Below are 15035 nucleotides of genomic sequence, written 5' to 3' on the forward strand. Positions count from 1 at the left end.
CATTTTTTCGTTGAACCTGATGTATGATATTTTGATGGCCATTCTACTGGGAATCGTAGAAGGCATTACCGAATTTTTACCCATTTCCTCGACCGGGCACCTGATCTTGGTTGGCTCCTTGTTTGGACATCCTGGTGTTTTTGGGAACGAGCAGTTTGCTTTCGCCTTCGATGTAATTATCCAGTTGGGTGCTATTTTTTCTGTCATTCTATATTTCTGGCACAAACTATGGCCGTTTTCTGCTGCAAAATCAGACCAGCAAAGGCAATCAACGTATTCCATTTGGCTTAAAGCCATTATTGGCGTTATTCCGGCATTGGGCATTGGTTTTTTTGCGCACGACTACATTGAAGCGCATTTTACCAATCCGATTACGGTCTCCATCGCCCTCATTTTCTGGGGAATTGTGTTGATCTGGCTTGAGCGCCGTCAGAAAGAGGCCACTATCAATGATATAGCAGATCTTTCAATAAAAGTGGTACTCGTAATCGGCCTTATACAATGTATTGCGATGATTCCCGGTACTTCGCGCTCAGCAGCCACCATTATAGGCGCCATGCTGTTGGGTACTTCGCGGGTAGTGGCAGCGGAGTTTTCGTTTTTTTTGGCGATTCCAACGATGGCAGCGGCTTCCGGGTATGCCTTCCTTAAACTCTTGAAATCGGGGGTAACAATGGGTGGTTTTGAGTACCTTGTATTGGGGGTTGGCTTTATAGTATCCTTTTTGGTTGCGTATGCCGTAATTGCTTTCTTGATGCGTTACATTACCCGCCACGACTTCCAATCTTTTGGATATTATCGAATTGCATTAGGGTTCTTGGTGCTACTCTATTTTGGCCTTTCGGCGCAATAAAAATATTTCAATTGGTTAAACCAACACGCTAATGAAGTTACAGATACATGTAAATGCCTTACAAACAATAAGTTCCGATATATTAATTTTGCCATTATTTGAGGAGGAGAGTGCTGATAAATTAGCGAAATGGGCCAAGAAGTTTGGCCAAGTACTCGAGGTGTTGGCGAAAGATTTCTCTGGCAAAAAAGGTCAAACCCAATTACTGTATCCGACAGAAGGACGTGCCAAGCGGTTGTTGTTAATCGGTTTTGGCAAAGCATCCGACGCAACAATGGAGTCCATGCGTCAGGGAATAGCAGCTGGTGCTGCGGTTGTTCGGAACGTTCAAGCGGCAAAAGTAACGATGGCCTTGCCCGGTTGTTTGCTGGAAACGGCAGACGTCTCGCAAGCCTTGACAGAGGGGTTGATGCTGGCATTGTATCAATTTAACCGCTATAAAACCTCAAATAAAGAAGCACTTTATGCGCCTAAACAACTGGGCATTTGGACAAAATCCAAACCCAATGCGGCGAAAAAAGGGGCCGAAGCAGGTAAGATTGTCGCCGAAGCGGTTTATAGGGCAAGAGATATGGTTAACCTGTCGCCCAATGAAAAAACACCCCTAATTCTCGCAAATGAAGCACGGGAAGATGCCCAAAAGTGGGGTTTTAACATCGAAATTTGGGGAAAAGAAAGGATTGAGGCGGAAAAATTTGGTGGCCTGTTAGCGGTTAATCTTGGAAGCCCCGAACCACCCGCGTTCATGATTCTAGAATGGAGACCTGAAAAAGCATTGAATGAAAAGCCATTGGTTTTGGTGGGAAAAGGTGTGGTGTATGACACGGGAGGTCTTTCACTGAAGCCCACCAAGGATTCGATGGACCACATGAAATGTGATATGTCGGGGGCAGCGGCGGTGATTGCTACGTTTCAGGCCATCGCACGAATGGGTTTGCCCCTTCAAGTCATTGGTTTGGTTCCGGCCACAGATAACCGTCCGGGTGGAAATGCTTACGTTCCCGGAGATGTCATTCGGATGCACAATGGGATGACTGTAGAAGTATTGAATACGGATGCCGAGGGCCGCATGATTTTGGCGGATGCACTGAGTTGGGCACAGCAATATGACCCTGAATTGGTGATAGACATTGCCACCCTGACCGGAGCACAGGTGGTGGCCTTGGGGAATTTTGTGGCAGGCATCATGACCAATGAAGATGCACAGGCCACCGAGCGATTGACCTTGCTTCAAGAAGCGGGTACGCGCTCCGGCGATTGGGTACACCCTTTGCCCATGTTTGCGGCATTCGGAGACTTGATAAAAAGTACCGTTGCTGACTTGAAAAACGTAGGCGGTCCGGCTGCTGGAACCATTACTGCGGGAAAGTTTCTGGAGCACTTCACCGCTTATCCTTGGGTTCATGTGGACATTGCAGGTCCGGCTTGGATTGGGGCACCAAGGCATTACCAGCCAGCGGGAGGAACGGGTTTTGGTACAAAGTTACTCATTGAGTTCCTTCGGATGTGGGTGCAAAAAGCAAGTGCCAAACCAGAAATAAGCGAACAAGCCGAGACAGCGTAACCCAGTGCCTTCTTGTTGCGGCCTCTTCAGCGAGTTTTCGTTTCCCAAAATGTAATTCTGACATGCTTAAAAAAGTGACCATTTCTACCCTCTTGTTGTTGTCCGCCTTTGTGATGGCTCAGCAAGCGCGTGTGCCCATGCTGATGCCCAGTATGGGCAGAATCTTCAATGAAGCCATTGTTTATCCAACTGAAAATCAAACCGGACTGGCCATCTTTTTTCGGTTACCTTATGATCGCCTGGTGTTTTCACGAAACCGAGAAGCCGAAGGGGCAGAGGCTTTTATTTCTGAAGTAAAAGTCAATATAGAATTGTATAAAGACGGAAGACGGGTAACGGATCAGAATTGGACAAGCAAAAAATATGCTTCTTCCTTCGAAGAAACGAAAGATAAATTAAAAGACCTGACAGGCGTGGTTCATTTTAAAGCAGAACCAGGTGTTTATGCTTGGCGAATGACGCTGAACGATCAACCCGGAATGTGGCGTTCGATTACCTTACCCGATTTTTCAAAAGCAGGGCAAATTGGAAGACCTTTTCTTCTCAAAGGAGCTGCTGAAAATAACTTGTTGATCCAAAACCTTTCCGGAAATGTCTCTTTTGGTGCCGATGCGTTTTTGGCCGTTTTTGTAAACGCAGAAACGATGCATTGGAAATTACTTCGGATTCCTGATAAAGCCATGCAACGGATTCAGGAACGAGATGATCGGGACCGAAACGACAGCCGTGCGGGAAGACGTCCCAGATTTGGGGGGATTCAAGACAATAATCCGGAACGGATGAAACCTCTTCCTGATCGTGCCGATATGCCACTGCCCACCGATACAAAAGAAGTGGCAAATGGTGAGGTTGGAAGATGGTTGAACCTTGGCGATATTCGGCCCATAGATACAGGCTTTGCAACTACCGCCGGGAATCAAAAAATGGCCCTAATCCCCTTAGAGGCGCGTTTATTGGAAGATGGGCATTATGTGGTGGTATTGGAAACCCTCGCTGGCAAAGCCCATTATGTTTTTTCTACACTTTGGCGTGACATGCCCTTGTCTTTGTTTAACTTAGATCTGGCCGTAGAAAGCATGAAGTTTATTGTGGATAAGGATGAACTCAGACAGCTTAAACGGGGCAATACCTCGGAAAGGGCTGAACGCTTCCGGATATGGTGGAAGGCCAAAGATCCGTCACCAGAGACGCCTTTTAATGAGCTGATGGCCGAATATTTTACAAGGGTGGACTATGCTGCAACTGCTTTTCAGACCGGAACAAGGGGATTAGATGGGATGCAAAGCGACCGTGCACGGATTTATATTACCAAAGGGCCTCCCGTTAAAACCTCTCGGTTGCTACCGGATAGCGGCGGGGTTAGGGAAATTTGGGAGTATCCCAATGGCCAGACATTTGTGTTCGAAGCGGCCTCCAGTCTTGATCCCTTTGTGCTCCTGAAGTAATGGTCTTGGGTATTTTTATGTACGGGTGATCCACGACCTGTCCCAGTTTGCTTTATCATGACTGAAGCCAGAATAACCATTGCCCTTACCATGGGTGATCCTAATGGGATCGGATTAGAAGTGCTGTTAAAGGCATTGTCGGAACTAAATCTGCAACCATCAATCGAGGTTGTGGTAATCGGTAATGCCGAAATGATAAAAGCCCATGCCATACATTTTTCTTTGCCGATTTCTTTTATCATACATGACATCCCTTCTGAAAACATTGCTTTAGACTGGGGAAAGACAAGCGCCCTTGCGGGCACGCTCAGCATGAAAGCGGTGGAAACGGCTATTGATTGGTGCGTGGCAGGAAAGGTAGATGCAATGGTGACCACACCCATCTCTAAGGAAGCAATTGGTCTGGCTGGATATACCATACCCGGGCATACGGAATTCATTGCAGCACGCATTGGGGCTAAAGACCTGACTATGATGTTGGTGTGTGATGATTTGCGGGTTGGTTTGGTAACCACACACGTACCCGTTGCCAAAATCGCCGAAAACATACATCAAGAATCCTTGCTGGATAAAATCCGCATCCTTCATTACAGCCTGATGAAGGATTTTGGCATCTTAAGCCCCCAAATAGCAGTCCTCGGACTTAATCCACATGCCGGGGATGGGGGGATGATTGGACGGGAGGAGGTGGAGATCATACGCCCTGCCCTTGCCCTTGCCCGTGAAAAAGGGTATATAGTTTCAGAGCCTTATCCCTCGGATGGGTTTTTTGCCACCCGACAATGGAAACACTACGATGCTGTTTTGGCGATGTATCATGACCAGGGTTTGATTCCATTTAAGACCATTGCCTTTGAACGTGGCGTAAATTTTACAGCTGGTTTGCCCATTATCCGCACCTCGCCCGATCATGGCACGGCTTTTGGCATTGCCGGAAAAGGAATTGCTAACCCCGCAAGCATGAAAGATGCTATTTTGTTGGCCTTAGATTTGGTAAGAAAGAGACGAGAATCCAACGCCTAATCTTGAATAGTTATCTTTCATGAAAATGGAATTACATGCAGATTGCTCCGATTGATTTAAAGGAGGGCGGCATGTCGAAAATCGGTGAGGTCGCCCTTAGGCTATACACATGCAGAGCATTGGTCATCGTAACCTTGTTTTTTTCTGGAGGTAAATAAATGAAACACGATATGATAAAAAGATTCTTGCGGCTGCTGACTTTTTTGATCCTTGTACCAACCAATATTTTTGCACAAACTACTTCTTATACATTCGATGCAAAGCCTGTTCCGCTGTTTGAAACATTTAGCTTGAAGCGGATAGAAGTTGGAAAGGGGGCTGGCAGTTTGGTCGCGTTTCTACCGGCTCTTTTTGGGGATAATGAAGGGGGAATGGTTCAATTTATGAATGTAGAGATAAATCCGGATTCTATTGTGCATATGTTGACCATCACCAAGAATAAGAAGGTAGTTTTTCAGACATTTTTATCGGAATTTACGCCCCATTATTCGGAAGGCGTGGAAATGGCAGACCTGAATAAGGATGGACAAAAAGATGTGGTTTTGACCTTTGCTACCGGAGGAAATGGGCTTGCCGCCAATTGGCGATGGGTGCTGATATTGTTGCAAAAAGAGGGCAACACCTTTGAACTACACCGGTTTACCAATATGTTGCCAGATGAAACGTATGGTCTTTTTAGAGACATGGATGGAGATGGTCGTTTTGAGGTGGTGGTAGGCAGTCATACCAATGTGATGGATACGGGTTCGCCAGACGTGCATTCCTACTGGTTTTTTAATGTATTTGGCTGGCAAAATGGAAAACCTGTCAACCTAAACCCAAACTGGGACTTTCCGCTCGTTTACCGCCACTTGGATACCATTAACCGTAAGGTGGAAACCCAGTTTTCTCCAACCCAAAAAAAACAATTCTTTACTTTAGCCGCCCTTCCGGAGTATGTATATTCGGATGGAAAGGTGAGTGCTCCCGCCTTATTGGATCCGGTGTTCCGTTCACAGGATTTCCGGCCCGGCGAACAAATTAAAGAATCTAATCGCCCTAAATCGAATAGACCCATTCGTAATAGAAGTCTAATATTTTACATAATTGGTGGAACTGGTTTGTTTATTTTTGCGGCGATAACCCTCCTTTGGCTTAAGGGACAACGAAAAAAGGCGGTAAAAAGATGACGTGTAAAGGAATGGTGCGGCTCATGAATGCCGTTTTTTATGCCCATCATGGTGTCATGCAAGAAGAACATCGGATTGGGGGACGATACGAGGTGGATGTGATAATGCGTTTGGATTTCCAAAAAGCCGCCGAAACCGATGAACTGGATGCCACTGTTGATTATGGGGCCGTGTATGAAGTGATCCGAGAATTGGTGACAACCAATAAGTTTTATCTGATCGAACGACTGGCCTTTTTAATCGGCGAAGCGATTATGTACAAATTTAGCATTGTAGAAGCCGCCGAAGTGACTGTCCGGAAAGTAAATCCTCCCGTAGGCGGAACTTGTGATAAAGCCGAAGCCGTATTTGAGATTATCCGATAAGACCAATGGGAAACCAGCAATCGGTTTGGAGGTGTACCTATATCGGACTTGGCTCGAATCTGGGAGATCGGGTGGGTTATTTGCAACAAGCGATAGATGCCTTTTGTGTGTCACCAAATTTCAGAAAGATCGTTGTCTCTCCAGTATATGAAACCATCGCCCTTACCTTAGATGATGAACCACAATCGCACTATTTAAATGCTGTTGTAGGGGTGGAAACCTGCCTTCTTCCCGAAGCACTCTTGTTTTTTTGCCAGGAAGTGGAAAGGCGGAACCAACGGATTCGTACAAAAAAATGGGCGTCCCGCACATTGGATTTGGATATTCTCTTGTATGGTGATCAACAAGTGGCCCTGACCCATCTTGTTATTCCACATCCACACATCGCCAAACGGAGATTCGTTTTAAAACCATTAAACGACCTTGCACCAATGGTTCTGGTTCCCTTACCTTTTGGCAAAACTGTTACACAGCTTCTTGCTGAATGTCCGGATGACTTGATTCCCCAGATGATGCCTATTCGCCTGACTCCGTCGGGCAAAACTTAGTGATATGCAACTGATCCCTCCGCAAATTCCAGAAAACCTCCGTTATATCGCCATTGAAGGCGTGATTGGTGTGGGCAAAACCACCCTTGCCAATGCAATTACCAAACAATTTGGTGCAAGGCTTGTATTGGAAGAATTTGAGGAGAACCCTTTTTTGAAACGTTTCTATGACGACCGGAGCAGGTGGGGGTTTCATACGCAACTCAATTTTCTGGCAAGCCGTTTCCGCCAACAAAAAGCTTTAGAAAATCGAGATTTGTTTCAACAAGTGGTGGTGAGTGATTATATTTTTGATAAAGACCGCATATTTGCGCATGTAAACCTAAGTGGGGATGAACTGCAACTCTATGAGTCGCTCTACGGTATTATGGAGCAATCGGTGGCGATACCCGACTTAGTGGTTTATTTACAGTCAACCAACGAAAGGCTGTTATATAATATTGCGTTACGGGGTCGCTCTTATGAACAAGCCATTGAGCCGGATTACATTGCGGCGCTTAATGAGGCTTATAACCGTTATTTTTATCATTTTAGTAAATGTCCGCTGCTGATCGTAAACGCAGCACGTTTGGATTTTGTGAAATACCCGCTCCATTTACAAGAACTCATTCGGCAAATTGTTTTAGAACAACATACCGGGACGCGGTTTTTTAACCCGAATCTGGAGGCTTTACCGACCCTCTTCTGATCCACAAAGGCCATGTTTAAATATTTCCTCCTCCTCTTCATCTTTTGGCTTATTTACCGAACTGTCCGAAATTTGGTCAGGGTGGTTTTTTTACCACCGGCCCAGCCTCAGCAGCCTCCATTTTTTTATCAGCCCCCCGAAACCTCCGGTGAAACCATTATACAAACGAAGAAAAACCGGACAGACACAACCTTTCAAGGCATTGAAGATGCAAAATGGAAGGAGATTGACTGATCGTTCATGGCATCTACAGGGTTTCCGAAGGTTCATTTCCGCAAAAAAGGAACACAATTGATCCAATACTGCCCCGAACAGGTCTTTCCACCATGATCCGCATCCGGCACAACGGTGTTATGGCTTAACCTTCACGACCCGTTGCAATTGTTGCCACCTCGTTTCATCGGTAAGGCGTAGGAAATAAATACCAGTAGGGAGGTTTTCCGGTCTTCAGACCAGCGGTTCCTCTTCACCTGTTCCGGTTTTTTTCCGAATAGGGCCAATTCTGCGACCAAGTAGGTCGAATATTTCGAGCCGGGTTGCAATACCCAGCGGTGATGCAAAAGAAATCGTTGCTTGTTGATGAAACGGATTGGGAAAAACGGGTCTAAGGATTAATGGCTTATCCGGAGGCAATTCAAACATCTCTTCGATTGAAGCCGAAATCTGGGTGACTCCACCAAAAGTTGTGCTTTTTAAACGGAATTGAGGTTTCCCATAACGCATCTTTGGAGCCATAAGCTAAATACCGCTGCTTTAACATAGCCTATTGATTTCCAGAAGGGTTTTCCGGTGGGGCCTTTTTCTAAATATTCCATGGTCAGGTTTTGGAACACGTTCATCCCTACAAATACCTTTTGTGTGTACATGGCGCAAACTTTGTGTGAGGTGGTCTAATTTAGCCGGACACAGACCTAACTTAAATTTGTGTCATGAAGAAACAACAACAAGTAAGTCCTGTAGGTGCAAACTGGTTGCGACGCAAGTATGACAGGGCGTTCAAACAAGAAGCAGTGCGGATGCTGCAAAGCGGCAAGGTCGTAAAAGAAGTGGCCGAACTGCTCGGTGTGAGCGAACAGGTGTTGTACAACTGGAAGAGTACCGTCCGTCGGTGCGGGAAGCGGACGAACGGCAGGCACTGCGTAGCAGCTTCATGGAGCACCGCAGCCGCTATGGCAGTCGCAGGCTTGCACCAGAATTGAGGGACGCGGGCCCATACGATAGGTCGGCACCCGACGAGGCGGCCCATGCGGAAAGAAGGACTGAGGGCGATAAAGCCTCATAGCAGGTGCGATCGTACATTCCGACCAAGGCAGCCCGTACGCCAGTGCAACGTTCAGGAAGTACGTGGCCAAGCAGGGCTATCGGCAGAGTATGTCACGCAAGGGCTACTGCTCCGACAACGCATTGACTGCTCCGACAACGCCTTCGCAGAGTCCTTTTTCAGCAGGCTCAAGGGCGAACTATTGCAAAACGGAATTTTTGATACCTTTGAGGATGCCTACACGGAAATTTTCAATTACATCGCCTGCTCCTACAACCCGAAAAGGAGGCATTCGGCACTGGGGTATCTTTGCCCCGACAAGTTTGAGGAACGCTACTTTTCTAACTTAACGCTGTGTCCGTGAAAAGGGGACGATGTCAGGCTTAAAATTTGAAGAAACTTACTACTTTGTTTTAGTAAAACAAAAACTTATTATAGAATACGAAATCTGTTATATTCCTTTTCAAGAATAAGTTAAAGATGAAAAATAATCTTCTTCTTGTGTTCCTGTTTACAAGTCTTCTGCATGGATATCTGATGGCCCAGTCGCAAGAAATGTATGTCAAAAATTTTCAAAAAAGGATATGGAATACCTCTCATGGCCTTCCAGTAAACCATGCAAATGAAATGGATGAAGATGATGAGGGATTTATATGGATATGTACAGTAGAAGGATTGGTTCGTTTTGATGGAATGATATTTAAGGTTTTTAATAAAGAAAATGTCTCTATATTTAAAAGTAATTCTTTTCAAAAAGTTGAACCATTAGGTAAAGAGGTGTGGTTTCTCTCTTCGGATCAATTCTTGTACCGATACCATAGAGGAGTGTTTAAGCATAGTAATTTGCCATTTAAACGGGTAGATCAAATCTGGGGTGATCGCGTGAATAATCTTTTATATTTAATTGAAAACGGAAATTTTCATGTAGTTAAGAATCATAAAATAATTTTTACAAAAAAGAATTTGAATCCTTTACTGGGTCGCATTACTAAAGAAGGTATTCTACTAAATATTGAAAGAAAATTATTTCATTATTTTAATAAAGAAAATAAAACATACGAAATAAACTTTGAAATAATTAAGCCTAGTACTATTTACATGTACTTATATTCTCATGAAGAAAAAGTAATTTATATGATTGATAATACTTGGAAAATGTGGACGTATTCAAATGGAAAGATATTAAGGAATTCCAACTTAGATGGAATAATTATACCCAGTTCCGAAGATCAATTCCCACTTTCATTGACATTTTTCAAATCTGGAGTGTTTTATAAAAAGGAAAAAGATAAACTAATCAGAAGAAGTCAAGAAATCAAATCCTATTCGCCAAAAAGATCAAAATATTCGCTAACCTCGTTGGGTAGGTTGGAAATTACAGAACGAAGTATCTTGTTTAATGGACAGATTTTTGATGAATTTGATACTGCTATATCTGATGTTTTTGTAGATAAAAGAGGCATGGTATGGGCCAGTACTGCAAAAGGTTTGGTGCAGTATTACAAGAAACATGTCCGCATGATTGGAAATGAAGAAGGTCTGACAAATGAAGCAGTTTATTGGATTCATGAAACGAAAGAAGGTGAAATATATGCTGGAGATTTGGCCTCAATAGGATTTCAGTATGATGGAAATAAATTTGCTCCTCGAATGATAAATGGCCATATATTAACTACAGTGACAGAAGATAATAAAGGAAATGTTTGGGCAGGTTCTGGTAAAATTTGTCAGGTTAGTTTAGATAATTCGCAATCCAAATTTTGTGTAGATGTTCCAAACAATATGGAAGCATTAAACTCTGTTTATAGTGATAAAGTAGGTGATTTTTGGGTTGCATATCCCAATATTTTATATCGTTCAAGAGATTTATCTAAAGGATGGGAAAAGGTGAATGACACTTCTGGAAAATCCGTTTGGGGTGTCTATCGGATACAAGATGGTCACAATGGAGAAGTATGGTTTGGAACAAGGTCACAAGGTTTATTTCGATATGAAAAAGGAAAAATGGTACGATTCATTTCACCGGAAGAAGCATGTGGCAGTGGAGTAAGAGAAATAGTTCCAGACACCCCTACCTCTCTTTTGTTAGGTACCGAAAGCAATGGCATCTGTCATCTTAAATTGGATATAAATGGAAAATTGCTTAAACAAGTTCGAATTGGAAAAGAGCAAGGACTTTTTCAAAATGGAATTCATCGTATCATAGATGATGGGCTTGGTCGCTACTGGATGAACACCAATTATGGAATTTTTTGGATTTTTAAAGAAGATGTCTATAGCTACATTTCTGGGAGAACTTCATGGGTTCCATCATTAGCATTAACCGAAGCTCATGGCTTAAACAATCGAGAGGGAAATGGTGGAAAACAAGATGCAGGGCAAAAGATGAAGGATGGGACACTTTGGTTCCCTACCATGAAAGGAATAGCCATAATTGATCCAAAGAAGATGTTGGATCAAATGCTTTCGGGTTTACCAACGTACTTGTCGGAAGTGGAGCATGCGGGGAAAGTGCTTCCTTTAGAAAATAATATAATATATCCACAATATATTCGTGATATCGTGTTCAAATATGGAGCACTCTCTTTTGAATTCCCTCAAAATACCTTGTTTCGGGTTAAATTAGTTGGATACGACGAAAATTGGAGACCTACGACAAGCCTTAGAACAGTTAATTATACCAATTTAGACTATGGATATTATACCCTACAAATACAAGGCGGTATTGGCGGTAAATGGGGAAATACGACCTTTTATTCATTTTATATAACCCCATATTGGTACGAGACAATTTGGTTTAAGTTTGTATCATTTTTACTGATCATCAGTATAGTATATATAGGTATAAAGAGTCGGATTAGCTTTCTAACAAATCGAGCTAAAGATTTAGAAAAAACAGTTCAGAAGCGCACCACCGAAATACAACAACAACAAGAAGTATTAAAAGAACAGCATCAAAAGCTTCAAGAACAAACCCAAAAAATTGTGGAACAAGCAAATAAACTTAAATCATTGGATGAAGTAAAATCTCGCTTATTCGTCAATTTAGCCCATGAAATTAGAACACCATTAACTGTTATGACGGAGCCTATCCGATTGCTACAAAAGAAATATAGTACGCGTCTAACCGAATCGGATAAATGGATGATTGATATGGCATTGGAGAGCGGAGAAAAAATTCTGGATTTGATAAATCAACTTTTACAGATTGCTCGTTTAGAGGCGGGAATGGTTCCTTTAAATATGAAGCCTGTACCTATTGTAGGAGTGTTAAAAGATTGGATAGAGGTTAATTATGGAAAAATAGGTGCTATTACAGGCATCGAAATCCTTACCGAGTTACCTAACGAAGAATTTCAGATTTTAACAGATACTGAAAAAGTAAATACCATTTTATCAAATTTAATATCAAACGCCATTAAGTATAGTCCTAAAGGCTCATGTATTACTATTCGATTTCATGTTAGCGTAGAAGAAAAAAGAATGTATTTATCCGTCTCGGACCAGGGAGTTGGTATTGATTCGCAGTTATTAGATCAGATTTTTACATGGTATTATCGCTCTCCAGAGCACGCAGATTCGACAGGCACGGGCATTGGGTTGTCTCTTTCTAAAGAATTGGCCAAGAGTTTGGATGGAGATTTAATCGTAAAGAGTGCAGTTGGAGTCGGTTCCACCTTTACACTGGTATTGCCTTATATGCAAGAATTACCCCACTCGTTCCAAGAATCTAAGCAAGGGGAAATTGCTCTCATCAACCAAGAATTAGAAAAACAAAAAGAGTATAAAAAAAATGGCAAGATAATACACAAGATTTTATTGGTAGAGGATAATGTTGAAATTGTGCAGTTACTTGCAGGATACTTATCCGAGAATTATCAGGTTTCAGTCGCAATAAATGGCAAAGAAGCTCTCGTAAAAGCAAAAAATAATTTGCCTGATTTGGTAATAACTGATCTAATGATGCCTCAAATGGATGGCTGGACATTTATCGGGCATTTTCGAAGAATAAAAGCTTTTAGGGCGATCCCCATTATTGTGATTACTGCAAAAGCAGACTCCCAAGCCTTCCATGAAAGTCTTGACTCGGGCGCAGATGCTTATATCACGAAGCCTTTTTCATTAGAAGTGGTGGGTCTTCAAGTGCGCAATCTGTTACAGTTGCAGCAGGAAATTGCACAAAAAACCCATATCAAAATGTTAATTCCAGAAAATATGCCGGAAGCGGTATTACCAGTCAAAGATGAAAAAGAAGTTTTTCTTTATATGTTTGACGAATTTGTGTTGGAACATCTGGATGAAGCGAATTTAGATATCAACATCTTGGCACAAAAAATGGGGGTGAGCCGAAGTTTATTGTTTCGTAAATTAAAAGAAGCTACGAATGCTTCGCCTAAGCAATACATAAACCGCTTGCGAATGGAACACGCGATGAAGCTATTGAAGGCCAATATTCCCGTAACGCAAGTGACATTTGCTGTTGGATATCAAAGCCTCGCAGGTTTTTCTAAGGCTTTTAAAAACCATTTTGGTGTTAATCCATCTGAAGTGTGATGCTTGTATGGAGTGGATATATGTACATATTTGCGTCAATCCAAAGTGGCTTTTTTTTCTACAAGATTCAAGTTTTTATAAAAAGATGTCTGATTAAATTTAATATTTATAATTAATGTAGTTGTTATGCGTAATAATTAGGTATAAAACGTTTTCAAAATACCTAGAATCTGAAACAGCAACCTTCCTCTTGTCTTTAGGCTATTAGGCTGATTGAAGTGCCATTAAGAAACAATGAGACCAATAACCTCTGCTTAGGAACCGAAGAATCTTTGAAAAACGTTTTCTTCGTGCAGATTTGGCAACTCGATTAGCCTTTTGGAAAGTAGTTTAGCATTTCAATTAACCCTTTATTTATGGCTATTCTACACCCATTCCGTGCTTTCCGACCTGTACCCCAAGTCGCTGCACAAGTCGCATGTGTACCCTATGATGTCATCAGTACTGATGAAGCACGCGCCTTGGCATCAGGGAATCCCCTAAGTTTCCTGCACATTATCCGTCCAGAAATAAATCTCTCGGAAGGAACCGACGAACACGCAGACATCGTATATGAGACGGGCGCAGCAAAACTTGCCGCTTGGAAATTCGGCACAGACACCTTGCAAGAGGCTGAGCCTTCTCTTTACGTATATCGCTTGGTGATGAATGGTCGTTCTCAGACCGGCATTTTTGGTTGTGTAGCCGTTTCGGATTATGACAAGGGCGTCATTCTACGACACGAACGGACTCGACCCGATAAAGAGGATGATCGGACGCGCCATATCCTAACACAGTCGGCTCATGCTGAGCCTGTGATGCTCACTTTTCGAACCGATGGGGTAGTGGAGAAAATGATGGATGAAGCCCAGTGTATAGCGCCGATATACGATTTTGTTGCGCCTGATGGTATTGCTCATACAGTGTGGAAAATAGAAGCTCCTGACGGATTGGTGGCCCGCTTCCAAGAAATTCCCTTCCTATATGTGGCCGATGGCCATCACCGGTGCAAAGCAGCGAGCCGTGCGGTTGAAGCCCTCCAACCCTCGCCAGATGCGGAGTCCAACTATTTTCCGGCGGTGTTATTTCCGATGGATCAGATGGCCATTTTGCCGTATAACCGCATTGTTTACAATATTCCAATGATGGTAACGGATTTTCTGGAGGCCCTTCAATCTTTTGGGCTCCGAGAAAATGCGACGCCAACGCCAGAAAGGAAAGGAGAGGTTTCTGTGCTAATCAATGGAAAGTGGTATGGAATTACGTTACCAGAGACGAAAAGAGGAACCGTTGCAGACACCCTGGACGTGGCCTTGTTGGGCGAGTATGTATTGGAGCCGTTATTGGGTATTCAAGATCCAAGAACCGATAAGAATATCAATTTTGTCGGCGGCATCCGTGGTACGGTGGAATTAGAGAAATTAGTCTCGGAAGGGACTGCACAGGTGGCATTCTCGATGTATCCAACCCAGGTTGAAGAATTGCTTGCGGTTTCTGATGCAGGATTATTAATGCCGCCCAAGTCCACATGGTTCGAACCTAAACTCCGAAGCGGGTTACTGGTACATGAATTTTAATTTGGCATA

The 15035-nt window shown here is 43.2% G+C and carries 14 protein-coding genes; 13 read left to right on the plus strand and 1 reads right to left on the minus strand.

The window, feature by feature from the left end:
• The first annotated feature begins 19 nt into the window (after positions 1-19).
• The 9 genes from JNN12_06440 (at position 20) to JNN12_06480 (ending at position 7889) form a co-directional block, all read left to right on the plus strand.
• Positions 20-853 (plus strand): undecaprenyl-diphosphate phosphatase, encoded by an 834-nt coding sequence (locus tag JNN12_06440; GenBank protein ID MBL7977961.1) that lies wholly within the window; start codon positions 20-22, stop codon positions 851-853.
• Between the two features lie 31 nt (positions 854-884).
• Positions 885-2417 (plus strand): leucyl aminopeptidase, encoded by a 1533-nt coding sequence (locus JNN12_06445; GenBank protein MBL7977962.1) that lies wholly within the window; start codon positions 885-887, stop codon positions 2415-2417.
• A gap of 62 nt (positions 2418-2479) precedes the next feature.
• A complete protein-coding gene (locus JNN12_06450) occupies positions 2480-3862 on the plus strand; it encodes a GWxTD domain-containing protein (protein ID MBL7977963.1) in 1383 nt (460 codons plus the stop codon).
• Positions 3863-3919: 57 nt separating this feature from the next.
• Complete coding sequence (pdxA, locus tag JNN12_06455; GenBank protein ID MBL7977964.1) at positions 3920-4885, plus strand: 4-hydroxythreonine-4-phosphate dehydrogenase PdxA; 966 nt, start codon at positions 3920-3922, stop codon at positions 4883-4885.
• 170 nt (positions 4886-5055) lie between these two features.
• Positions 5056-6054 (plus strand): VCBS repeat-containing protein, encoded by a 999-nt coding sequence (locus JNN12_06460; protein MBL7977965.1) that lies wholly within the window; start codon positions 5056-5058, stop codon positions 6052-6054.
• Positions 6051-6419, plus strand: a complete 369-nt coding sequence (gene folB / locus JNN12_06465) for a dihydroneopterin aldolase (protein ID MBL7977966.1) — start codon at positions 6051-6053, stop codon at positions 6417-6419. The genes JNN12_06460 and folB overlap by 4 nt, the downstream gene beginning before the upstream one ends.
• Before the next feature lie 5 nt (positions 6420-6424).
• Positions 6425-6967 (plus strand): 2-amino-4-hydroxy-6-hydroxymethyldihydropteridine diphosphokinase, encoded by a 543-nt coding sequence (gene folK, locus JNN12_06470; protein MBL7977967.1) that lies wholly within the window; start codon positions 6425-6427, stop codon positions 6965-6967.
• 4 nt (positions 6968-6971) lie between these two features.
• Positions 6972-7655: a deoxynucleoside kinase gene (locus tag JNN12_06475; protein ID MBL7977968.1), complete on the plus strand. Its 684-nt coding sequence runs from the start codon at positions 6972-6974 to the stop codon at positions 7653-7655.
• A 12-nt stretch (positions 7656-7667) separates the two neighbouring features.
• Complete coding sequence (locus tag JNN12_06480) at positions 7668-7889, plus strand: hypothetical protein (protein MBL7977969.1); 222 nt, start codon at positions 7668-7670, stop codon at positions 7887-7889.
• Positions 7890-8102: 213 nt separating this feature from the next.
• Here the strand turns inward: JNN12_06480 and JNN12_06485 are convergent, their stop codons facing one another.
• Entirely contained in the window at positions 8103-8390 is a 288-nt protein-coding gene (locus tag JNN12_06485) for a T9SS type A sorting domain-containing protein (GenBank protein MBL7977970.1), read from the minus strand.
• Positions 8391-8584: 194 nt separating this feature from the next.
• On the opposite strand from JNN12_06485, the gene JNN12_06490 reads away from it, so the two are divergent.
• From JNN12_06490 to JNN12_06505, 4 genes are all read left to right on the plus strand, one after another.
• Positions 8585-8854, plus strand: a complete 270-nt coding sequence (locus tag JNN12_06490; protein ID MBL7977971.1) for a transposase — start codon at positions 8585-8587, stop codon at positions 8852-8854.
• A 45-nt stretch (positions 8855-8899) separates the two neighbouring features.
• Positions 8900-9280: an IS3 family transposase gene (locus tag JNN12_06495; GenBank protein ID MBL7977972.1), complete on the plus strand. Its 381-nt coding sequence runs from the start codon at positions 8900-8902 to the stop codon at positions 9278-9280.
• A gap of 116 nt (positions 9281-9396) precedes the next feature.
• Positions 9397-13470, plus strand: coding sequence for a response regulator (locus JNN12_06500; GenBank protein ID MBL7977973.1), 4074 nt, complete (start codon positions 9397-9399; stop codon positions 13468-13470).
• Positions 13471-13826: 356 nt separating this feature from the next.
• The gene (locus JNN12_06505; GenBank protein ID MBL7977974.1) at positions 13827-15026 is read left to right on the plus strand and encodes a DUF1015 domain-containing protein; all 1200 of its coding nucleotides are present in this window, start codon (positions 13827-13829) and stop codon (positions 15024-15026) included.
• Positions 15027-15035: the final 9 nt, after the last annotated feature.

Source organism: Bacteroidetes Order II. bacterium, from assembly GCA_016788705.1.
Classification (GTDB): domain Bacteria; phylum Bacteroidota; class Rhodothermia; order Rhodothermales; family UBA2364; genus UBA2364.